At 51.4% G+C, this 20,260-nt stretch carries 21 protein-coding genes and 4 pseudogenes; 11 read left to right on the top strand and 14 right to left on the bottom strand.

The features are described from left to right. Positions 1-280 precede the first annotated feature (280 nt). The gene (gene dgcN, locus ACD630_RS02285) at positions 281-1,282 is read left to right on the top strand and encodes an N-acetyltransferase DgcN (protein WP_430357996.1); all 1,002 of its coding nucleotides are present in this window, start codon (positions 281-283) and stop codon (positions 1,280-1,282) included. Beyond that, entirely contained in the window at positions 1,279-1,626 is a 348-nt protein-coding gene (locus ACD630_RS02280; RefSeq protein WP_430357995.1) for a hypothetical protein, read from the top strand. The genes dgcN and ACD630_RS02280 overlap by 4 nt, the downstream gene beginning before the upstream one ends. Here ACD630_RS02280 and ACD630_RS02275 read toward each other — a convergent pair. Then, positions 1,590-1,997 (bottom strand): hypothetical protein, encoded by a 408-nt coding sequence (locus ACD630_RS02275; protein WP_430357994.1) that lies wholly within the window; start codon positions 1,995-1,997, stop codon positions 1,590-1,592. The genes ACD630_RS02280 and ACD630_RS02275 overlap by 37 nt on opposite strands. A 25-nt stretch (positions 1,998-2,022) precedes the next feature. Here ACD630_RS02275 and ACD630_RS02270 point away from each other — a divergent pair. From ACD630_RS02270 to ACD630_RS02255, 4 genes and pseudogenes are all read left to right on the top strand, one after another. Then, positions 2,023-2,433, top strand: a pseudogene (locus ACD630_RS02270) (transposase); the annotation flags it as partial. A gap of 35 nt (positions 2,434-2,468) precedes the next feature. Then, positions 2,469-2,834, top strand: coding sequence for an IS630 transposase-related protein (locus ACD630_RS02265; protein WP_430357993.1), 366 nt, complete (start codon positions 2,469-2,471; stop codon positions 2,832-2,834). Then, positions 2,758-3,291 carry an IS630 family transposase gene (locus ACD630_RS02260; protein ID WP_430359855.1) on the top strand — a complete coding sequence of 178 codons (534 nt, stop codon included), beginning with the start codon at positions 2,758-2,760 and terminating at the stop codon, positions 3,289-3,291. The genes ACD630_RS02265 and ACD630_RS02260 overlap by 77 nt, the downstream gene beginning before the upstream one ends. Beyond that, complete coding sequence (locus tag ACD630_RS02255) at positions 3,216-4,664, top strand: transposase (RefSeq protein WP_430357992.1); 1,449 nt, start codon at positions 3,216-3,218, stop codon at positions 4,662-4,664. The genes ACD630_RS02260 and ACD630_RS02255 overlap by 76 nt, the downstream gene beginning before the upstream one ends. Here ACD630_RS02255 and ACD630_RS02250 read toward each other — a convergent pair. Further along, complete coding sequence (locus tag ACD630_RS02250) at positions 4,651-4,956, bottom strand: IS630 transposase-related protein (protein ID WP_430357991.1); 306 nt, start codon at positions 4,954-4,956, stop codon at positions 4,651-4,653. The two genes, ACD630_RS02255 and ACD630_RS02250, sit on opposite strands and share 14 nt — an antisense overlap. Before the next feature lie 326 nt (positions 4,957-5,282). After that, a pseudogene (locus tag ACD630_RS02245) lies at positions 5,283-6,612 on the bottom strand (IS256 family transposase). 184 nt (positions 6,613-6,796) lie between these two features. Here ACD630_RS02245 and ACD630_RS02240 point away from each other — a divergent pair. From ACD630_RS02240 to ACD630_RS02230, 3 genes and pseudogenes are all read left to right on the top strand, one after another. Then, positions 6,797-7,306, top strand: a pseudogene (locus ACD630_RS02240) (catalase/peroxidase HPI); the annotation flags it as partial. Between the two features lie 753 nt (positions 7,307-8,059). Further along, the gene (locus ACD630_RS02235; RefSeq protein WP_430357990.1) at positions 8,060-8,404 is read left to right on the top strand and encodes a DJ-1/PfpI family protein; all 345 of its coding nucleotides are present in this window, start codon (positions 8,060-8,062) and stop codon (positions 8,402-8,404) included. A gap of 33 nt (positions 8,405-8,437) precedes the next feature. Beyond that, entirely contained in the window at positions 8,438-8,560 is a 123-nt protein-coding gene (locus ACD630_RS02230) for a hypothetical protein (protein WP_430357989.1), read from the top strand. 49 nt (positions 8,561-8,609) lie between these two features. On the opposite strand, the gene ACD630_RS02225 is transcribed toward ACD630_RS02230, so the two are convergent. The 4 genes from ACD630_RS02225 to ACD630_RS02210 form a co-directional block, all read right to left on the bottom strand. After that, entirely contained in the window at positions 8,610-9,149 is a 540-nt protein-coding gene (locus ACD630_RS02225; protein ID WP_430359854.1) for a hypothetical protein, read from the bottom strand. A gap of 369 nt (positions 9,150-9,518) precedes the next feature. After that, on the bottom strand, positions 9,519-10,340 hold the full coding sequence (locus ACD630_RS02220; protein WP_430357988.1) for an IS630 family transposase: 822 nt from the start codon (positions 10,338-10,340) through the stop codon (positions 9,519-9,521). A gap of 32 nt (positions 10,341-10,372) precedes the next feature. Beyond that, positions 10,373-10,777: a hypothetical protein gene (locus tag ACD630_RS02215; RefSeq protein WP_430357987.1), complete on the bottom strand. Its 405-nt coding sequence runs from the start codon at positions 10,775-10,777 to the stop codon at positions 10,373-10,375. Further along, positions 10,774-11,238 (bottom strand): hypothetical protein, encoded by a 465-nt coding sequence (locus ACD630_RS02210; protein WP_430357986.1) that lies wholly within the window; start codon positions 11,236-11,238, stop codon positions 10,774-10,776. The genes ACD630_RS02215 and ACD630_RS02210 overlap by 4 nt, the downstream gene beginning before the upstream one ends. A gap of 199 nt (positions 11,239-11,437) precedes the next feature. Here ACD630_RS02210 and ACD630_RS02205 point away from each other — a divergent pair, with 199 nt between their 5' ends. Beyond that, positions 11,438-11,812: a transposase gene (locus tag ACD630_RS02205; protein ID WP_430357985.1), complete on the top strand. Its 375-nt coding sequence runs from the start codon at positions 11,438-11,440 to the stop codon at positions 11,810-11,812. Positions 11,813-11,834: 22 nt separating this feature from the next. Here ACD630_RS02205 and ACD630_RS02200 read toward each other — a convergent pair. Continuing rightward, positions 11,835-11,966 (bottom strand): annotated as a pseudogene (locus tag ACD630_RS02200) (IS5/IS1182 family transposase); the annotation flags it as partial. A gap of 330 nt (positions 11,967-12,296) precedes the next feature. On the opposite strand from ACD630_RS02200, the gene tyrP reads away from it, so the two are divergent. Further along, complete coding sequence (gene tyrP / locus ACD630_RS02195) at positions 12,297-13,505, top strand: tyrosine transporter TyrP (RefSeq protein WP_430357984.1); 1,209 nt, start codon at positions 12,297-12,299, stop codon at positions 13,503-13,505. A gap of 56 nt (positions 13,506-13,561) precedes the next feature. Here the strand turns inward: tyrP and ACD630_RS02190 are convergent, their stop codons facing one another. The 6 genes from ACD630_RS02190 to menD form a co-directional block, all read right to left on the bottom strand. Then, the gene (locus tag ACD630_RS02190; protein WP_430357983.1) at positions 13,562-14,104 is read right to left on the bottom strand and encodes a YfaZ family outer membrane protein; all 543 of its coding nucleotides are present in this window, start codon (positions 14,102-14,104) and stop codon (positions 13,562-13,564) included. 256 nt (positions 14,105-14,360) lie between these two features. Continuing rightward, entirely contained in the window at positions 14,361-15,767 is a 1,407-nt protein-coding gene (gene menE / locus ACD630_RS02185) for an o-succinylbenzoate--CoA ligase (RefSeq protein WP_430357982.1), read from the bottom strand. Next, positions 15,755-16,729: an o-succinylbenzoate synthase gene (menC, locus tag ACD630_RS02180; RefSeq protein ID WP_430357981.1), complete on the bottom strand. Its 975-nt coding sequence runs from the start codon at positions 16,727-16,729 to the stop codon at positions 15,755-15,757. The genes menE and menC overlap by 13 nt, the downstream gene beginning before the upstream one ends. Then, complete coding sequence (menB, locus tag ACD630_RS02175) at positions 16,729-17,586, bottom strand: 1,4-dihydroxy-2-naphthoyl-CoA synthase (RefSeq protein WP_430357980.1); 858 nt, start codon at positions 17,584-17,586, stop codon at positions 16,729-16,731. The genes menC and menB overlap by 1 nt, the downstream gene beginning before the upstream one ends. Positions 17,587-17,637: 51 nt before the next feature. Beyond that, on the bottom strand, positions 17,638-18,459 hold the full coding sequence (menH, locus tag ACD630_RS02170) for a 2-succinyl-6-hydroxy-2,4-cyclohexadiene-1-carboxylate synthase (RefSeq protein ID WP_430357979.1): 822 nt from the start codon (positions 18,457-18,459) through the stop codon (positions 17,638-17,640). Beyond that, complete coding sequence (gene menD, locus ACD630_RS02165) at positions 18,456-20,186, bottom strand: 2-succinyl-5-enolpyruvyl-6-hydroxy-3-cyclohexene-1-carboxylic-acid synthase (protein ID WP_430357978.1); 1,731 nt, start codon at positions 20,184-20,186, stop codon at positions 18,456-18,458. The genes menH and menD overlap by 4 nt, the downstream gene beginning before the upstream one ends. Positions 20,187-20,260: the final 74 nt, after the last annotated feature.

Genomic DNA, 20,260 nt, shown 5'->3' with positions numbered 1-20,260 from the left:
AGTCGCTTGGCTATATGACCGTGCATTTTTATAAAAAACCGAGGAAATAACAAAATAACGCACAACGCAGACTAAAACACCAATTAAAAAAACATCCAATTTACTCAATCGCCAAAAAACGCAATCAAGGCCATATGTTATTCTAAAAACACCGCCATATTGACAATAAAAAGCCTATGAATATTATCAAAGGTAATCAGCTGTTATCCAGATAACAATCACTGACGCGCATGATAGCGATTTATCATTTATTACGTCAAAAATTTAATGAGGAAAAATAATGGATATCAAAAAGCCCTATTTGCTTTTTCTTGGTGATGCGCACGATCAGTTAGCCGCCAAGGTCGCTATCGGCATCAAGCAATGGCATCCCGAATATTGTGTGGGCCAATACCCTATGGCGGACTGTCACGCGGATTGCGGCCTGTCGGATCTGGATATCGCAGCAGCACGCGCCGCCGGAGCACAAACCCTAGTGATTGGCGTAGCCAACCGGGGTGGCATTATCTCTCGGCAATGGATCGCCATTTTGCGTGAAGCGCTAGAAAGCGGCATGGATCTCGCTGCCGGACTGCACAACAAACTCGCTGACGTACCGGAATTGTGCGAACTGGCGGCAAAACTGGGACGTTCCTTGTTTGACGTGCGCCATCCAACGGAAACCTACCCGGTGGCAAACGGTCGCAAGCGCAGCGGCAAACGCCTGTTGCCCGTCGGCACCGATTGCTCCTGTGGCAAAATGTACACGGCGCTGGCCATCGAAAAAGAGATTCTGGCAAGCGGCGGCAAGGCGACGTTCCGCGCTACCGGCCAGACCGGTATTCTGATCAGCGGTGCAGGTGTTAGTATTGATGCCGTGGTTTCTGACTTCATCGCCGGTGCCGTTGAAGTATTGGCGCCCGCCAATGATGCAGATCATTGGGATGTGATTGAAGGCCAAGGTTCACTGTTCCACCCATCCTTCGCAGGCGTAACCAGCGGGATTATTCACGGTGCGCAACCGGATGCGCTGGTACTGTGTCATGAACCAACACGCAAAACCATGCGTGGCGTTGACTACCCGCTCCCCGATCTGGAGGCCTGCATGGCACTCAACCTGTCGATGGCGCGGCTGACTAATCCTAACGCCCGATTTGTTGGCATCTCAGTGAATACCTCGGCACTGGATGAAGACGCCGCCCTCGCTCTGCTGGCAACCATTGAAGCTGAATTCGGCCTGCCGGCGGTTGATCCGGTGCGTCACGGTGTGGGCCGTATCGTTGAAGCATTGGCCAACCTATGACCGAACTTACCTTATCTCGTGAAAGCTGGCCGCTGCGTGAAGTGTTTACCATTTCACGCGGCAGCAAAAGGCAGGCCGATGTGGTGGTTGCCGCCCTTCGGGCCGGTGATATTACCGTCTACGGTGAATGTCTGCCTTACGCACGCTACGGTGAGTCGCTCGACAGTGTCACAGAGCAAATCGCTTCGCTTGAGAGCGATTTGCGCAACGGTCTGGACAGACTCACGCCGCAATCCCGTTTGCCGGCGGGAGCGGCGTGCAACGCGCTCGACTGCGCCTTATGGGATTTGGAGTGCAAGCTCTATCGTCAGCGCATCTGGCAACTCCTCACTCTGCCGGTATAGCAAAGCGACTTAATTTTGATTACACCATATGGACTGAGAACAAAATCTCTGTATCGTAACCACTCTCTCTTTTTTTGCTTGTGCCCATTTATGCTCAATGGGGTTAAGATCTGGCGAATATGTAGGCAAATACTCCACCATGTACCCTGCATCGATGATGACTTGTTGAATATATGTTTTTTGTGAAAAGTTGCATTGTCCATCACGATTACACTGTTTTTAGGGAGTACTGGGATAAGGACTTGTGTGACCCAGGAATAGAAAACATCGCTGTTAATATTGATATCAAATAATCCGATAGCAAACAGCGTTGTGCCTAATAAGGAGCCTGTACACGAGATTGTGTAATTGCCTGATTTTGATATGTTCAATCCAACATCAAAAGCGGGTTACTTTATGGACGAAAAACAGTTACAGGCTCTGGCTAACGAGCTGGCCAAAAATCTCAAAACCCCTGACGCTCTCAACCAGTTTGATCGCCTGCTGAAAAAGATCTGCGTTGAAGCTGCCCTTAATGCTGAAATGGCCCATCACCTCGGGCATGAGAAGCCCCAGTCCAAATCTGGAACTAACACGCGCAATGGCTACTCCACAAAGACTGTTACCACCGGCGATGGTCCGCTGGAACTGCGTACACCACGTGATCGTGATGCTTCCTTTGAACCGCAACTGTTGAAGAAGAACCAGACCCGGCTCTCCGGGATGGATAACCAGATTTTATCGTTGTATGCCAAAGGGATGACCACCCGCGAAATTGCCGCTGCGTTCAAAGAAATGTATGACGCGGATGTCTCACCCGCCTTAGTATAGCTAAACGACTTAATTTTGATTAGATTATTTAAATGAGCTATTCAATTGATTTTAGACGTAAAGTGATATCTACACGGGAAGAAGAAGGGTTAAGTATCCGAGAAACAGCGAAGCAATTTCGGATTGGCCCTGCCTCTGTATCGCGTTGGATTAATCAAATAGCGTCAAAAGCATCGACCACGCGTCAGCGAAAGAGCGATAAATCCGAGTTGATAAAAGATGTTGAACCATATCCAGATGCTTACCAAAAAGAACGTGCAGAGCGTTTTGGCGTTTGTCAGAAGGCCATTTGGCAAGCTCTTAAAAAGCTGGGATTGACCTATAAAAAAAACTCTATGTCATCCGAAAGCCGACGAAAGCGCCCGGCAAGCATTTCAACAAAAAATACAACAGTATGAAAAAGAAGGTAAACCTATTGTTTTTATTGATGAAAGTGGTTTTCCACATGATACCCCACGGACTCACGGCTATTCCCCAAAAGGTCAACGGTGTTTTGGCCTGAAGAACGGGGGAGCCAAGGGAAGAACAAATGTTATCGGCGCTTTATTAGGCACAACGCTGTTTGCTATCGGATTATTTGATATCAATATTAACAGCGATGTTTTCTATTCCTGGGTCACACAAGTCCTTATCCCAGTACTCCCTAAAAACAGTGTAATCGTGATGGACAATGCAACTTTTCACAAAAAACATAATATTCAACAAGTCATCATCGATGCAGGGTATATGGTGGAGTATTTGCCTACATATTCGCCAGATCTTAACCCCATTGAGCATAAATGGGCACAAGCAAAAAGCAAAAAAAGAGAGGGTGGTTGCGATACAGAGATTTTGTTCTCAGTCCATATGGTGTGATCAAAATTAAGTCGCTTGGCTATATCTACACATCTTTTGCAATATCTGCTATTACGTTGCTGCATGATCTCAACTTATCCATCGGCGGGATTGATGCCCGCCTTAACCGGCGTTATCAGCGTCTGGTTAAGCAACACATGACTCCCCCAGCACCATTGGCGTCAGCCGTTAAAGACCTTGCCTGCGCGCAGAAAACAACATTCGCCACTATTCAGGCCGTTTGGCGTTTTTTTAATAATGAACGTATTAGCTTCAGTCAGCTCAATGAACCGATTATTTCGCTGGCTCTCCGGCAGGTTGCACTTAGCCCGCATCCATACGCTCCCGTCGTTCACGACTGGTCTCATTTACAGTTTCGTACCCACAATGGGAAAGAAGAACGTTTGAAAATGACGCATGGTGGCGATGTCGGTTATGAACTACAAACCCGCCTACTGGTTGATGCTGCAAATGGTTTACCAATAGCGCCCCTGTCTCAAACTCTAACCGATAGGGCAGGTTGTCGTTCAACGCTAACCGAGGGCTTGTCTGAGAGTCTGACTCATATGGATGCTTTGACGGCTGATATCGCCCGCGTTGAGTCTCTTGCTACCGGGAAGAAGTTAGTTCATCTCATTGACCGTGAAGGTGACTCTATCGGGCATATGCGCACATTAAGCTCCCAGGGAATATGTTGGCTTATCCGGGGAAAGGAAGGGCATCGGGCCGAGTGGGGCGGTGACACCCGTAAAATTGGTGAAATTGCAGACGATCTGCCATTTATCGCAAACGGACAGGTTGGCTGGAAAGGGAAAAAAGCCAATATGGAGATCGGGGAAACATCCGTGATCATAACGCGAACAGCAAAAGCGAAGCGGAAAGACAAGAACACCGGACGGCGAGTGAAAGTTCAGCCAGGCGTAGCTCTGACACTCAGATTAGTTGTGGTTCGCCTTACCGATACTCACGGTAAATTTATCGGACGCTGGACGCTGCTCACAAACGTTAGCAACGAGCTCACCAGCGCGGAAGTCGCTCGCTGGTATTACTGGCGCTGGGGTATTGAATCCTTTTTTAAGCTGCTGAAAGGTGCCGGTCATGATGTAGAAAAATGGCTTCTGCGCAGTGCTGGTGCACTGCTACGCAGGTTATTGATAGCTAGCATGGCATGTGTGCTGGTATGGCGGCTGCAACGCGCTGAAGGAGACGACAATGCGGCAGCCTGTCAGTTAATTTGCCGATTATCCGGACGACAACAAAAACGAGGGAGTAAAGAAAGCGCCCCAGCGCTGCTTGCCGGACTATCCATCCTGCTAAATACCTTGACGTTATTAGCAGACTATACCCCGGAAGAACTTGCCCACTTAGCTATGGTGGTTTTTAACCCTTTATGATGTGTAGATACCTATGCTTTTTAAGAGCTTGCCAAATGGCCTTCTGACAAACGCCAAAACGCTCTGCACGTTCTTTTTGGTAAGCATCTGGATATGGTTCAACATCTTTTATCAACTCGGATTTATCACTCTTTCGCTGACGCGTGGTCGATGCTTTTGACGCTATTTGATTAATCCAACGCGATACAGAGGCAGGGCCAATCCGAAATTGCTTCGCTGTTTCTCGGATACTCAACCCTTCTTCTTCCCGTGTAGATATCACTTTACGTCTAAAATCAATTGAATAGCTCATTTAAATAATGTAATCAAAATTAAGTCGTTTAGCTATAATGCCCGCGTCACGATGAGTTCCGCACCTGCAGAACCTTAAAAAAGCCTCGGCTTCATAGAGCCATTTTTTATGTCAGGTTCATCAGCAGGCCAATATGCCGTTCATGTCATCAATTATCTGTCGTCGCAAAACCAGAAAGTAATCTGTTAACTCACTGAGCCAGCCATTTTTTTCGGTGGCTCTTTTATTTGCTAAACGCCGCCTGATGGACTGTCACCGCCTAGGCTATCCGCGCAAGTTTGTTCGCCAGCGCACACGGAGTTATTAGCAAATCAGGTGTATGGCGATCAGGCTACGTTCCGCTCTGATGCTTCGTGAATCTGTTCTCCATCCTTAAATTGGACGTTGCTTACAACCAGGGTCAGCAGGTCAAATCCTCTTAGTCGGTTCCAGCTTTTCTGAGCAGACTGGAGCAGCTTAAATACCATACCATTGACAGGGTTGTTTCTCTCGAACCACCGTTCTTCGCGCCTCTGCTTCGTAGCCTCACAGTCGCAAAAGCCGATTCAATCGGATTTGTCGTTCTTATTGACGCCCAGTGCTCTGACGGGAAGTCGTAGAATGCCAGCAGTTCTTCTCGAGCTTTCTCCAGCTTCTTCATCGCTGCAGGATACTTCGCTGAAAACCTTGCCAACAAAACATCAAAGGCTTCATTAGCGGCATCGCGGCTCTCTGCTAGCCAAACCTCCCGCAGCTCAGCCTTAACTTTCGGTTGCATGGCTTTGGGGAGTGAAGCCAACACATTAGCGGTTTTGTGCACCCAACAGCGTTGGTGCTGCGTGTCCGGGAATATCTTTGCCATTGCATTCCAAAAACCAAGGGCACCGTCTCCCGTAGCCAGCTTGGGAGATACGGTTAGGCCACGTGCTCGCAGGCCATTAAGAAGTTCGGCCCAGTTTGCTTCTGACTCTCGATAACCATCTTCGACCGCAACCAGCTCCTTACGTCCATGCTCAGTGGCGCCGATAATGACCAGCAGGCAAAGGCGATCATCTTGCCTGACATGGCTGTATAGCCAAGCGACATTAATTATTTTGATAACAATTAGCTGTATTTTTTTGCCACATATCAGAGCATTGGCTGTAATCATTTTTAAGTCGGTTGGCTATATATGCCATCGGCCCAGAAATAAACGTAGCGCGTATCGCTTAAATCACGCAGGCACCATTGCCTGTGCTCTTCAAGCCATTGCTGTTTCAGTCTGCTGATGGTACTGGCAGAGAGGCCATTAGCTTTTTCACCGAGAAGCGCCCTCAGGGCTTCGTGAAAATCACCGGTGGATATGTCTCGCAGGTACAGCCATGGTAGCAACTCTTCGACGCTTTTTGCACGTTTCAGATAAGGCGGCAACAACGCGCTGTTGAAGCATATTCCGTTGCCGCTGCGCTCCCTGACCTTAGGCACTTTAATTTCAACATCCCCAATACCCGTCTGTATGGTTCGCTGTGGCAAATAGCCGTTACGAACGACAGCATGACGCCCGTCGTCAAGGCGGCGTTCAGCATGTTGTTGCAGCATGGCTTCGAGCTCAACGTCAACGGCGGCAGCTATCAGTTGCCTGGCACCATTACGAATGAGTTCATGCAAGGGATCACCGACAATATAGCCAAGCGACATTATTTTGATAACAATTAGCTGTAATCATTTTTAAGTCGGTTGGCTATATCTGGTTCTGCGGAGACCTGTAGGGTAGACTTTTTCATGGGGTATCATCTCTCTGTTGTTGAAATCATCCACGAAATCAATCAGCAGGATATGCCACCCTCCCCGAAACCCCGTACACCAGAAATGAGCATAACTCATGGATGCCTCTCAGGCGCAAAGCGATGTCGCCTCCTTCGACGTACTTGAACCCATTGCCGATGGTTTCCGCAACTATCAGAAAGCGCAATACAGCATCAGTCCAGAAGCATTGCTAGTGGACAAGGCGCAGTTGCTTACCCTTACAGCACCGGAAATGACCGTACTGCTCGGCGAGTTGCGCGTACTGAACATCAATACCGGGCAAACAGCGCACGGTGTCTTTACCCAACGCCCAGGCACCTTGACCACAGATTTCTTCATCAACTTGCTGGATATGAATACCACCTGGCACCCGATTGATGCATCGCACACCCTGTTTGAAGGGCGCGATCGTACGGGTCAGCCAAAATGGACAGGAACACGCGTAGATCTGATTTTCGGTTCACACTCACAGCTACGAGCGCTGGCAGAGGTTTACGCCAGTGCTGATGCGCAGGCATCGTTTGTGCACGATTTCGTGGCTGTCTGGAATAAAGTAATGAATCTGGATCGTTTTGATCTGGTGTAGCGGTTATTCGGAGCTAGGGTCGTGCAGTAAGGCTCTTCTGGCGTCCCAACATGGTCTTAGGGCCATGTTGGGGCATAACCACAGAGCGGATTGCCGCCAGTGGCGTAATCCCGCTCATCAGTTTTACAAAGTAACAGGCAACCCCTTTGACAACCCCGCCATCCAAGAAAAAGTGCAAAGTCCAAGTTCCTGTCGTCATCACCAGAATAGTTAGGACACACACGCTAAGCCACTTCTGTCGTTGCATAAATACCTCACGCTAAAATTGCACGTAATAAAACGTGCCGAAATTTGATACCAAGTAAACAAGAAATACATACCAGCATATACTACAACAGAGTGATAATGGCAGTACGAAAATATGTAGGATTTCTTACTTTTCGGAATAAGCAACCAGCATAACCCTATCTGTAAGCACTATGTTCTTGCTGGTTTGACGTTTCTTTTTTCTGCACCAAGCTATACCATCCAAAAGATGACCCTTCCTGCGGAGAGGCGGCAATGACGCTGCAAATTGGAATTTATGTTTTTGATAATGTTTAGGTATTATATTTTTCAGGGCCCTATGAAGTCTTTACCTGCGCAACGCGTGTGGCGGGTGGATCCGAACCGCGTTTTAGCGTGTTCACGCTCGGAGAAAAGCCTGCCTCAGTGCGCGCACGTGCTGGATTAAAGATCGATCCCGACTACGCCCTCGACGATCATTCTGCGTTGGATTGTCTGATCGTCCCCTGAGGGGTGGTTACCGCAGAGATGGAAAAACCCGAAGTTATTGAATGGCTTGCTCGCCAAATCATGCAAACAACCATTACTGCATCTGTTTGCACTGGTGTTTTTTTGCTTGCAAAAACCGGGCTATTTGACAACCGTTCGGTAACTACCCATTGGGAAGACATTGCCGATTTGAAGACGATGTTCCCTACGCTGGACGTGAAAAGTGATGTGCGCTGGGTTGATCAAGGAGCGTTTGTGTCGTCAGCAGGGATTTCTGCTGGTATTGATATGAGCCTGCATCTAGTCGAGCGTTTTGCGGGACGTACGCTGGCAGAAAGAACCGCCCGACAACTGGAGTTTGACTGGACAGAAAACCCTGACTGATGCAAAACAGGCTATCAAACCAACCTCAGATTGATGAAAAAGTCACTTTACCCCTCGTTCTCCTCGGTGAAAGCCGGGGATCTCTGTGAGAATGAACGCGTGTCTTCGGCAAAAGATTCCCGCCTTCGCGGGAATGACGATGGTGGGTGGGAATAGCGGTGGGTCTCCGCAACTCTAGGCTGGCTCACCAGCCTGTTACTGTGCTTTATTTCACTGCATTGCTCATGATTTTACCGAGTTTTACCACCCACTCCTCACCGCGTTGCATCGCCGACGCATAAGCTTTGTCGTTTACCGTAGTGACCGGTTGGATCTCCAGCACTCGTCCCTTAAACAAGGTTGAGCACACTTGGTGCACCACTTTTTCATTCATTATTGTTTGCAGGCAGCAAAATCGGGGCGCATCCGGTATCGCCAGATCTTTCATTTCCGGTTTGATACGCTGACGCAACATTTCTTTTTCAGCACTGGCGACTACTGCGTCCAAATCGCGATCGCTGGATGCCACGGGGATGTTGCCTTTTGCATCTGCCGGTAAGGTATAAAGCGTGACCAGTACTTTACGCATGGTAGCAGGATCAACGTATTCCACCTGAAAAGTATGGTAATCCGAGACCACTTCAACCGTGCGTCGCTGCAACCCATCTAACGTTTTCGGTAACGCATCGGCAATCTGCTGCGTGGTATAACCCTCGATAACGTCGGAACTCATCGTCTGTGCCAAACCATACAGCGGCAGCAGCATCAACAATCCGCACATACCCTGTTTTATTCTCATGGTGAACTCCTGACAGTGAAAAAGTATGCGTATGCCATCACGCAGTATTCTATAGCAAAACGACTTAAAAATGATTACAGCCAATGCCCTGATATGTGGCAAAAAAATACAGCTAATTTTTATCAAAATAATGTCGCTTGGCTATAGTTATAACACTAGCGCCAAAAAGGATTTTCTATCCTGCTATTAGCGGCTTTTTTTACCGGAATGCCGAGAATTTGCCTCTAATGTGATCAAAAACAATACGTTAAAAACCAGCAGGTTTCATGCAGGGTACTGTTTGCTCTTGGGCTTACGTGTATGATTGCAAGCCATATCAAAGCGACTTAATTTTGATTACACCATATGGACTGAGAACAAAATCTCTGTATCGCAACCACTCTCTCTTTTTTTGCTTTTTGCTTGTGCCCATTTATGCTCAATGGGGTTAAGGTCTGGCGAATATGTAGGCAAATACTCCACCATATACCCTGCATCGATGATGACTTGTTGAATATTATGTTTTTTGTGAAAAGTTGCATTGTCCATCACGATTACCCTGTTTTTAGGGAGTACTGGGATAAGGACTTGTGTGACCCAGGAATAGAAAACATCGCTGTTAATATTGATATCAAATAATCCGATAGCAAACAGCGTTGTGCCTAATAAAGCACCGATAACATTTGTTCTTCCCTTGGCTCCCCCGTTCTTCAGCCAAAAACACTGTTGACCTTTTGGGGAATAGCAGTGAGTCCGTGGGGTATCGTGTGGAAAATCACTTTCATCAATAAAAACAATAGGTTTTCCTTCTTTTTCATACTGTTGTATTTTTTGTTGAAATGCTTGCCGGGCGCTTTCGTCGGCTTTCGGATGACGTGGAGTTTTTTTATAGGTCAATTCCAGCTTTTTAAGAGCTTGCCAAATGGCCTTCTGACAAACGCCAAAACGCTCTGCACGTTCTTTTTGGTAAGCATCTGGATATGGTTCAACATCTTTTATCAACTCGGATTTATCGCTCTTTCGCTGACGCGTGGTCGATGCTTTTGACGCTATTTGATTAATCCAACGCGATACAGAGGCAGGGCCAATCCGAAATTGCTTCGCTGTTTCTCGGATACTCAACCCTTCTTCTTCCCGTGTAGATATCACTTTACGTCTAAAATCAATTGAATATCTCATTTAAATAATGTAATCAAAATTAAGTCGTTTAGCTATAGCAGGATGGATAGTCCGGCAAGCAGCGCTGGGGCGCTTTCTTTACGCCCTCGTTTTTGTTGTCGTCCGGATAATCGGCAAATTAACTGACGGGCTGCCGCATTGTCGTCTCCTTCAGCGCGTTGCAGCCGCCATACCAGCACACATGCCATGCTAGTGCGTAGCAGGGCACCAGCACTGCGCTGAAGCCATTTTTCTACATCATGACCGGCACCTTTCAGCAGATTAAAAAAGGATTCAATACCCCAGCGCCAGTAATACCAGCGAGCGACTTCCGCGCTGCTGATCTCATTGCTAACGTTTGTGAGCAGCGTCCAGCGTCCGATAAATTTACCGTGAGTATCGGTAAGGCGAACCACAACTAATCTGAGTGTCAGAGCTACGCCTGGCTGAACTTTCACTCGCCGTCCTCAAGAGACTCAACGCGGGCGATATCATCCGTCAAAGCATCCATATGAGTCAGACTCTCAGACAAGCCCTCGGTTAGCGTTGAACGACAACCCGCCCTATCGGTTAGAGTTTGAGACAGGGGCGCTATTGGTAAACCATTTGCAGCATCAAGCAGTAGGCTGGTTTGTAGTTCATAACCGACGTCGCCACCATGCGTCATTTTCAAACGTTCTTCTTTCCCATTGTGGGTACGAAACTGTAAATGAGACCAGTCGTGAACGACGGGAGCGTATGGATGCGGGCTAAGTGCAACCTGCCGGAGAGCCAGCGAAATAATCGGTTCATTGAGCTGACTGAAGCTAATACGTTCATTATTAAAAAAACGCCAAACGGCCTGAGTAGTGGCGAATGTTGTTTTCTGCGCGCAGGCAAGGTCTTTAACGGCTGACGCCAATGGTGCTGGGGGAGTCATGTGTTGCTTAACCAGACGCTGATATAGCCAACCGACTTAAAAATGATTACAGCCAATGCCCTGATATGTGGCAAAAAAATACAGCTAATTGTTATCAAAATAATGTCGCTTGGCTATAACGCCGGTTAAGGCGGGCATCAATCCCGCCGATGGAATAAGTTGAGATCATGCAGCAACGTAATAGCAGATATTGCAAAAGATGTGTAGATACCTATGCCTGAAGAACTGGGGAGCCAAGGGAAGAACAAATGTTATCGGCGCGTTATTAGGCACAACGCTGTTTGCTATCGGATTATTTGATATCAATATTAACAGCGATGTTTTCTATTCCTGGGTCACACAAGTCCTTATCCCAGTACTCCCTAAAAACAGGGTAATCGTGATGGACAATGCAACTTTTCACAAAAAACATAATATTCAACAAGTCATCATCGATACAGGGTATATGGTGGAGTATTTGCCTACATATTCGCCAGATCTTAACCTAATTGAGCATAAATGGGCACAAGCAAAAAGCAAAAAAAGAGAGAGTGGTTGCGATACAGAGATTTTGTTCTCAGTCCATATGGTGTAATCAAAATTAAGTCGCTTGGCTATATCCAGAACATGCCGTTGAAGATTTTTAGATGTTCTGCCCACGGCCTGCCGGCCCGCGGAGATGTCAAAACGGTCGGCAACAAGGGCTCAATGATTGCCCATGCTTCATCAGAAAGATCGTAGCGAGCCATAATCAAAAGTGTCGTAGAAACAGATGGGTACTATAGCTCAAGCAATTAAGGGACACAGCCTAGTATCCAGAATCTGTCCGTGGAGCACTTCGTCTCCGGTACACAACATCTCCACCCTCAGCATGTTCTACTCCTGTGTTTTTCTTTCACTGTAAAAACTCCCTCGCAGAAAGACAATCGCCGCGCTCACCGCTACCCACTTTTTGTGAAAGCGCCTAAATCGTAACGTCAACTTTACAACCATCGTAACGGAGTTTTGACATACTTTACGGAATACTCTAGTCTGCACTGCCATAAGAAAAAGAGATAGCATCACACTCAGGAGAAAGGGTGAAAAATCGTACATTTGGCAGCATATTTATCGTCGCGGGCACCACTATTGGCGCGGGTATGCTCGCTATGCCGTTGGCAACCTCCGGCGTGGGTTTCAGCGTCACTTTCGCTATCTTGTTGAGCCTGTGGCTGCTGATGTGCTACAGCGCGTTATTACTGGTCGAAGTCTATCAGTATCAGCCATCCCATACCGGTTTAGGCACGCTGGCAAAAATTTATCTGGGTCAGTGGGGCCAATGGCTCACGGGCTTCAGCATGCTGTTTTTGATGTATGCCCTCACCGCCGCCTATATCAGTGGCGCTGGCGAACTGCTGGCAAGCAGCCTGCACCAGTGGAGTGGCTACGCGCTCCCATCGTCTGCGGGTATTATGCTGTTTACCCTGCTTGCGGGCAGCGTGGTATGCATCGGCACCACATCAGTAGATTTCTTTAACCGTCTGCTGGTTAGCGGAAAATTGCTGATGCTGCTGGTCATGCTGGGGATGATGATTCCGCACGTCGAAAAACAGAACCTGCTGACACTCCCGCTGCAACAAGGGCTCACGCTCTCCGCACTGCCTGTGGTACTGACGTCATTTGGCTTCCACGGCAGTATTCACAGCATTGTGCATTACATGGGGGGAGATAGCCGCAAGTTGCGCCGTATCTTTATCATCGGCAGCGCCATACCGCTGTTTGTGTATCTGTTCTGGCAGCTGGCAACGCTTGGCGCGCTGAGTGGCAACACCTTCACGGCGATCCTGGCGCAGCAAGCCGGTTTAAATGGGCTGATGCAAGCGATCCGAACGTTGGTTGCCTCCCCTCACGTAGAAGTTGCGGTCCACCTTTTCGCCGATCTGGCGCTGGCAACCTCCTTCCTTGGCGTGGCTCTTGGTCTGTTTGACTATCTTGCCGATTTGTTCAAACGCAAGAATACGGCGCGTGGACGACTACAAACGGGTGCACTGACGTTTATGCCGCCACTGATTTTTGCGTTGTTCTATCCGCAAGGATTTGTCATGGCGCTGGGTTATGCCGCCATTGCGCTCGCGGTGCTGGCGTTGTTAATTCCGGCGCTGCTCAGCTGGCGCGTGCGGCAACAGCACCTTGTGGGTGCATCGACGCCGGGCGGTACACCGGCACTACTGCTGGTGTTTTTATGCGGTATCGGCATTATTGCAATACAGTGCGCCATGGCGAGTGGCTGGCTGCCGACGGTAGGCTGATCGCCTATCCCATCAGGGCTCACTAACACCCATTTTTTATGACGCTACGCGTTGGCTTAGAAAGTAAAGCCTGCGCCCAAGTAGAACGTATCAGCCACTTTGTTATCAGAGCGTCCGCTTTCACCACCGATATTGATATAACGGTAGCCAAGATCCAGATTAAGCGGGCGTAACAACTGCCAGCGCACGCCGCCTTTTGCTTCTACATAGTGATCGATATGGCTGGAGAACGTGTCCGTCGCATAATACCCTTCACCATACAGAGAGAAATAGCGGTTGATCGGGAACTGCAACCCACCGCCCAGCGCCACACCATAACCGTCGGTCGCGTGTTGCTGGTTCAAATAGAGCGCTTTGCCGCCCACAGTCAGTGATGCCGCACCCAGCGGCAGCGTATAGCCCAAACCGAAACCGTACACGTCATTATTGTCTTTACCGTGACCGTAACTGACGTTAGCGCCGAGACCAGGAACGCCCAGACCAAAGCCCGCGCTCGCGCCCGCATAGTCATCACCCGCTTCCCCGGAGAGGCTGATAGCCTGAGCCGTCGCTGTTGCCAGCAGCAAGCTGCCTGCCAGGGCAATCGCAATCTTTTTCATTGTGTTTATCCTTAAATCGATCATTAAACGCTATACCCTAAATAATTCGCGTTGCAGGAAGGCGGCAAGGGAGTGAATCCCGATAAGCTTACTCAGGTCAGTGATTCGGGTGAGCGAGCACTGCCAACACATCTGCAACGTGAAGTATGACGGGTATACAATCAAGACATAGCATCTGAGGGATTTTACCTGAATCAGCCCCAGTGACCAGCAACAAATTGCATTAACATCATCAACGAACGCGTAAAAAAACCGCTTAATTCGTGCCATTGAGGTAGATTTTTTCCGCCCAGGCTTGCAGCTGCACCCGCGCAATTTTGATGCCGCCGCCGTGTAATTCTGCAGGCAACGCGTAGTAGGCGACCGGCTGTTGAAAGCCCGCTAACTGCGGCGTGAGCCAGTCACGGATAGCAGCAAGCGTCACCTCGGGGGAGACGTCTATTACAGCCACCGGACGCTGACCGAATTCGGCATCCGCCACCGGCACTACGCAAGCCTGTTGCACCTTCGGATGTGCCAACAGCAGCGCTTCAATATTTTCCGGTTGGATACCTTCACCGCCGCTGAAAAACTGATTGTCCAACCGCCCCAGCACATGCCACTCATTGTGTTGGAACACCCCGCTGTCGCGCGTATGGAACCAACCGTCACTGTCCGTGAGCGGCAGCAACGCACCGTCCCGCCAATACCCTGCGGCCATGCTGTCACCGCGCAGCAAAATTTCCCCGTCCTGCACCGCTATTTCACGTGCCAGTAAAGGAAGACCGACGCCAGCTTGACCATCAGCCCGTTTGGCACAGACCGTTGAAGCCATTTCCGTCATGCCATAACCACACCAGCAGCGAATACCTCGAGCCTCAGCCTGCTGAGTCAATTCCAGAGGAATCGCAGCACCGCCAAGCAAAACGGCGCTCAACACGTCAGGCAAATTACCTTGCGCCAACAACCGCCATAACTGCGTCGGCACCAATGAGGCATACGAACAATCCTGCAACGCGTGCTCCAACGGTTGCGCACTGCGCAGCACTAGCCGCGCTCCCGCCGTCAGCCAGCGCCAGGCAATGCCTTGCCCTGATACGTGAAATAAGGGCAGCGACAGCAACCAACTGTCCTGCGCCGTAAAGGCCATCAGTTCAATGACCCCTTGCGCACTGGCGATATGGGCGGAGAAAGCATGCGCCACCGCCTTCGGCAGCCCGCTGGAACCGGAGGTCAGTGTCAGGGTGGCAAGGCGTGAAGCCTGCCATTCAGGGGATTGTCGCTCTGAGGGCGTCTCCGCAGTGAAACTCTCGGGATAATAAAGGGGATGGCATGGCACCGGAACGTCAACGTCTGGCGGCGAGACAGAAAGAAAATACGCCACGCCAAGCGAGGGTAACAGTCTGGACAGCAGCGACGCTGGCAATTGCGGATTCAGCGGCAACACCCGCGCACCGCATTGCAGCAACGCCAGATAGCTGAATAGCATCGCGGCGCTGTTTTTCCCACGCAGTGCCACGATATCGTCAGGGTTGACCCCTTGCCGGGAAAAGTCCGCGGCAAGTGCGGTGCAATGCGATGCCAGCCGTTGCCAGCTCCATGCCTGCACCTCCACCGTCAGCGCTAACGCCTGCGGTTTTCGCGCTGCCCAATATCGCCAAGGCCAGTCCGTTATGCCTGCCATACCTTATCCAGTGATTCCAACGATTGCAGCGGCAGCACACTATCCGGCCAGGCGCGAACCACCTGTCCCTGCATCAGATCCAGCGTATCCAAACCGGGAACAACATTCGGCGTCAACCACTGGGCAATACGTGCCAGCTGCGTCAGCCCTAAACTCGACTCAATGCTGGAACTGACTACCGCCGTCAAACCGGCCTGATGCGCCTCGCGCACCAACTGCTCGCAGCGTGCCAGGCTGCCCACCAGCGTCGGCTTGATGATAATCGCGCTTACGCCGGGTTCGGCTTGCACGCGAAAATCGGCCTCACGCACGCTTTCATCCCAGGCGATAGCAATACCGGTGTCACGGGCAAAGGCGCGGGATTCTTCACGGGTTTTGCACGGCTCTTCAAGAAACGCAATGCGTGAACGCAGTTCCGGCGCCACATAGCGTGCAAAACCATCGGCTTTGACACGCGTCCAACTACGATTGGCATCCAGACGTAGCGTCAAATCTGGCAGTGCTTCCAGCAACACATTGACTATCATGCCGTCACGCACCGCTTCGTATAACCCTACCTTGATTTTCGCCACTTTGTCGCCCGGCATGCCTTGCAGCAGCGCAAACAGCTCATCCGGATCGCCGCTGCACAACGGCGCTTTATGGTAATCAGCAGCCAGCGGCAAGCGCGCATCGCACTCGGCAAGCGCACAGCTTAGCCCGAACGCCACCGACGGTCGCAATGCGGCATCATCCGGCTCGTCTCCCGTTTGCCACTGTGTCAGCGCCGCACACAGGGCAGCCTGCGCTTGCGGCAGCGTTTCCTGACTGAACTCCGGCAACGGGGCGACTTCACCCCAGCCTTCGTGCGCGCCATCGCGCAGGTGCAGGATCAGCCCCTCGCGGGTTTTTAGGCGCTGATTGCGCAACACTACGCCCGCGTCCATCGGAACGCTATAGCGATAAACCGACGCGCTACGCATTATGGATTACGCTTAAATTTGCTGAAGTCGGGCTGACGTTTCTCATTGAAGGCGTTACGACCTTCCTGCCCTTCCTCCGTCATGTAGAACAACATGGTCGCGTTGCCAGCCAACTCCTGAAGCCCTGCCTGGCCGTCGCAATCGGCGTTGAGTGCCGCTTTCAGGCAGCGCAGCGCCATCGGGCTGTTTTGCAGCATTTCGCGACACCAGCGCACCGTTTCTTTCTCTAGGGAAGCCAACGGCACAACGGTGTTGACCAGTCCCATATCCAGCGCCTGAGCCGCATCGTATTGGCGGCACAGGAACCAGATTTCACGCGCCTTTTTCTGGCCCACGATACGCGCCATGTAAGAAGCGCCCCACCCACCGTCAAAGGAGCCAACGCGCGGACCGGTTTGCCCGAAAATCGCATTTTCTGCGGCAATGGTCAGATCGCACATCATGTGCAACACATGACCACCACCGATGGAGTAACCGGCAAGCATCGCCACAACCGGTTTCGGACAAGTACGGATCTGACGCTGGAAATCCAGCACATTGAGGTGATGAACGCCGCTGTCGTCCTGATAGCCGCCGTAATCGCCGCGCACTTTCTGATCGCCACCGGAACAGAACGCTTTGTCACCGGCACCGGTAAGAATAATCACGCCGATACCGTCATCGTAGCGGGCATTTTCCAGCGCCTGGAGCATCTCTTTTACCGTCAGCGGACGAAACGCGTTACGCACCTGTGGGCGGTTAATGGTGATTTTGGCAATGCCGTCCGTCGATTTGTGGTAGAGAATATCGACAAAATCACCGCTGCAATCGTGCCATTCAACCGGGGCATACAGCAGTTCTTCACTCGGATAAAGCATGGTGTTCCTTCCTTCATAGGGTGCCAGTGCGCTACCGTGGCAGAGAGATAATCAGCCCTGCGCCTGTGCGGCGTCGGGCAAAGTGATAAACCTACGTATCTGTTGTGCATAGGCTGCCGGGTTGGCACGGTGAGCATTGTGGCCCGCCCGCGCAACCGACAACAGTGGCAAGCGATATGTCTGGGCAATAGCCTGAAATTTTTGATCCTGCGCGCCACACAGATAACCAAAGGGTAAACCGCGACGGCGCACCGCATCCAGTAACCACGGTTGTCGACCTAGCGAGGTGGCTTCCAGCATATCTGCCACGGCAACGGCATCGTTGTGACTGCGCAGAGATACTAACGTCTGGCGCGTTTCATCATCCAAATCTGCAAACACGCCCCGGCGATACCAGTCAGCCAGTACCACGGATAAGGGCTCATGGCGAAAACGCCACGCCCAACGCGCATCGTGCTCCATGCGCGCCTGACGCGCTGTATCTTCCTGCACCCCAGGGTTGCCGCCTTCCACCAGCAGGCCACGTAATCCTTCCGCCGCTTCACCGGCCCAAGAGGCCGCGAAATCCATTGCGATACGCCCACCTAACGAATAACCAATCAGCCAGTAACGGGTGATGCCCTGCGCACACAATGTCAGCGCTAACTGCTGGCGCATCTCGCTGAAATCACGGACACGCACACACGTCGAAGCGCCATGGCTCGGTAAATCCACTTGCAGAATGGGCCACTCTGGCAACAGCGGGCACAGCGCCTGCCAGTCATCACCGCGACCAAGCAACCCATGCAACAGCACCAGCCAAGGTGTCTCTGGCGTAACATCGGGAGGCGCAATACGCAGGCAGTGCAAGCTCATCGCGGGACCAGCACTCATAGTGAGAGCGCTTCTAAACGGGCAATGTCGCTTTCCAGCTGTGTTTCAATCTCACCGCTGGCAACCTGCGTCGCGAGTTGATTGAGCGTGTCAGCCCCAGCCTTGGCTTCGACGACGGCCTCCAGCAAGGTTACGCCACCTTGTGCCCAGCAAGCCGCCGTGGCTTCGCTCACCTGTTGCCAGCTTTCCGCTCGAACGTAGTTCAGTCCGAACATGGCCGCAACGTGGCTAAACGCCACGTCTTGCGGCATGCAATAAAAGGCTTCTCGCGCCCGAGCGGGTGTCGGCAGCAAAGAGAAAATCTGTCCGCCGTTGTTGTTCAGCACCATCAGCACCAGCGGAGCCGGTGCCTGACGCAGAAACGCCAGCGAATTCATGTCGTATAACGCGGAGAGATCGCCCACAATCCCCAGCGTCGGCAACCCGTTTGCCCGCTGGACTCCCGCCATCGTAGCGATCAGGCCATCAATGCCGCTGGCACCGCGATTGCCATACACGTTATAAGCACCCGGCAACTGCGCCAGTGCATCGATCAGGCGAATCACCAGACTATTGCCCGCAAACAGTTGACCATTTGGCGGTAGCAGCGCCGCCAAATGGTGCGCCAATGGCGCTTCGCCAAAGGGTCCCGCCAACCGCGCGGCCACATAATTACGGACCGCCTCTACGCACGCCGACAATCCACGCGCCCACGGTGCCTGCGCGTGCGCCGGATGGGCATTAAGCCAGTCACTGACAGGGGCCACCAGACGACGCCCGCGATGGTGGGCCGGATCGAGCCGCCCCGGCATCGGGTCAATCAGCCAGAACTCTTGCGGACAGCAGTGCTCCTGCCAATGCAACACGCGTTTTCCAGTCAGACTCCCACCAAATTGCAAGACCACCTCGGCCGCCTGCAATTGCTGCGCAGCGGTCGGATGCGCCAGCCATAAATCCGCATAAGGCAACGGTTGGCCAGTTTGCGAGAGGGCATCGCCAATCAACGGCCAACCTAACGTTTCCGCCCAGGCCGTCAGTTCTGCCCCTTCTTGCGCAGTCACCCGGCCCACCAGAACCACTCCGCGCTTTTTACGCCACAGCGGCCAATCGGGCTCCACGGCGACCGCCGTTTGATGTGCTACCCGCAGCCAAGGCGCGCGCGTTTGCCACCATCCGCCCAATGTAGCCAGCCAGTCCTGATACAAATCGTCGTCATCGGGGCCATACAGCGGTTCAGCAAAAGGGCAGTTGATATGCAACGCGCCGTGGGTTAATTCCCCCACCGCTCCATCGATTGCCGACACCAGCCAGCGTGCGGGCAAATCCGGCGTCGGGCGCGGCAGATTGAGTACCTGAGTAGGGTGAGAGGCATACATACCCTGCTGGCGAATGGCCTGATTGGCCCCACAGTCAATCAATTCGGGCGGACGATCGGCAGTCAGCACCACCAACCGTTCCCCGGTCAACCCTGCTTCAATGATCGCCGGATAAAGATTGGCTGTTGCCGTACCCGACGTCACAATGATTGCCACGGGTTCACGCGATGCCTTGGCTAAGCCAAGCGCAAGATGGCCCAACCCACGTTCGTCGAAATGGGTATGGCAGACTACCGATGCATGCGCAGCCGCGGCTAGCGTTAACGGTGTTGAGCGCGAGCCCGGCGCGATGCAAATATGGCGAACGCCATGACGAGTCAACGCCTCAAGCAATAATGTGGCCCAGCGACGATTAAATACACTTGTTGACATGGTGGACTCGACTGCTCTGATTTCAGGATATACCGCTTATTATATTTTTTTTCATGATGCTGACTTTGATATAA

The sequence above is a fragment of the Symbiopectobacterium sp. RP genome, from assembly GCF_050472005.1.
GTDB lineage: Bacteria > Pseudomonadota > Gammaproteobacteria > Enterobacterales > Enterobacteriaceae > Symbiopectobacterium.
This window is presented reverse-complemented; position numbering and strand designations above follow the sequence as displayed.

Excerpts from the sequence above, each read along its gene's own strand:
- dgcN (WP_430357996.1), top strand. The coding sequence starts at position 281 with ATGGATATCAAAAAGCCCTATTTGCTTTTTCTTGGTGATGCGCACGAT.
- ACD630_RS02280 (WP_430357995.1), top strand. The coding sequence starts at position 1,279 with ATGACCGAACTTACCTTATCTCGTGAAAGCTGGCCGCTGCGTGAAGTG.
- ACD630_RS02265 (WP_430357993.1), top strand. The coding sequence starts at position 2,469 with ATGAGCTATTCAATTGATTTTAGACGTAAAGTGATATCTACACGGGAA.
- ACD630_RS02255 (WP_430357992.1), top strand. The coding sequence starts at position 3,216 with ATGGGCACAAGCAAAAAGCAAAAAAAGAGAGGGTGGTTGCGATACAGA.
- ACD630_RS02250 (WP_430357991.1), bottom strand. The coding sequence starts at position 4,956 with ATGAGCTATTCAATTGATTTTAGACGTAAAGTGATATCTACACGGGAA.
- ACD630_RS02235 (WP_430357990.1), top strand. The coding sequence starts at position 8,060 with ATGGAAAAACCCGAAGTTATTGAATGGCTTGCTCGCCAAATCATGCAA.
- ACD630_RS02230 (WP_430357989.1), top strand. The coding sequence starts at position 8,438 with ATGAAAAAGTCACTTTACCCCTCGTTCTCCTCGGTGAAAGCCGGGGAT.
- ACD630_RS02225 (WP_430359854.1), bottom strand. The coding sequence starts at position 9,149 with ATGCTGCTGCCGCTGTATGGTTTGGCACAGACGATGAGTTCCGACGTT.
- ACD630_RS02220 (WP_430357988.1), bottom strand. The coding sequence starts at position 10,340 with ATGAGATATTCAATTGATTTTAGACGTAAAGTGATATCTACACGGGAA.
- ACD630_RS02210 (WP_430357986.1), bottom strand. The coding sequence starts at position 11,238 with ATGACTCCCCCAGCACCATTGGCGTCAGCCGTTAAAGACCTTGCCTGC.
- ACD630_RS02205 (WP_430357985.1), top strand. The coding sequence starts at position 11,438 with ATGTGTAGATACCTATGCCTGAAGAACTGGGGAGCCAAGGGAAGAACA.
- ACD630_RS02190 (WP_430357983.1), bottom strand. The coding sequence starts at position 14,104 with ATGAAAAAGATTGCGATTGCCCTGGCAGGCAGCTTGCTGCTGGCAACA.
- menE (WP_430357982.1), bottom strand. The coding sequence starts at position 15,767 with ATGGCAGGCATAACGGACTGGCCTTGGCGATATTGGGCAGCGCGAAAA.
- menC (WP_430357981.1), bottom strand. The coding sequence starts at position 16,729 with ATGCGTAGCGCGTCGGTTTATCGCTATAGCGTTCCGATGGACGCGGGC.
- menB (WP_430357980.1), bottom strand. The coding sequence starts at position 17,586 with ATGCTTTATCCGAGTGAAGAACTGCTGTATGCCCCGGTTGAATGGCAC.
- menH (WP_430357979.1), bottom strand. The coding sequence starts at position 18,459 with ATGAGTGCTGGTCCCGCGATGAGCTTGCACTGCCTGCGTATTGCGCCT.
- menD (WP_430357978.1), bottom strand. The coding sequence starts at position 20,186 with ATGTCAACAAGTGTATTTAATCGTCGCTGGGCCACATTATTGCTTGAG.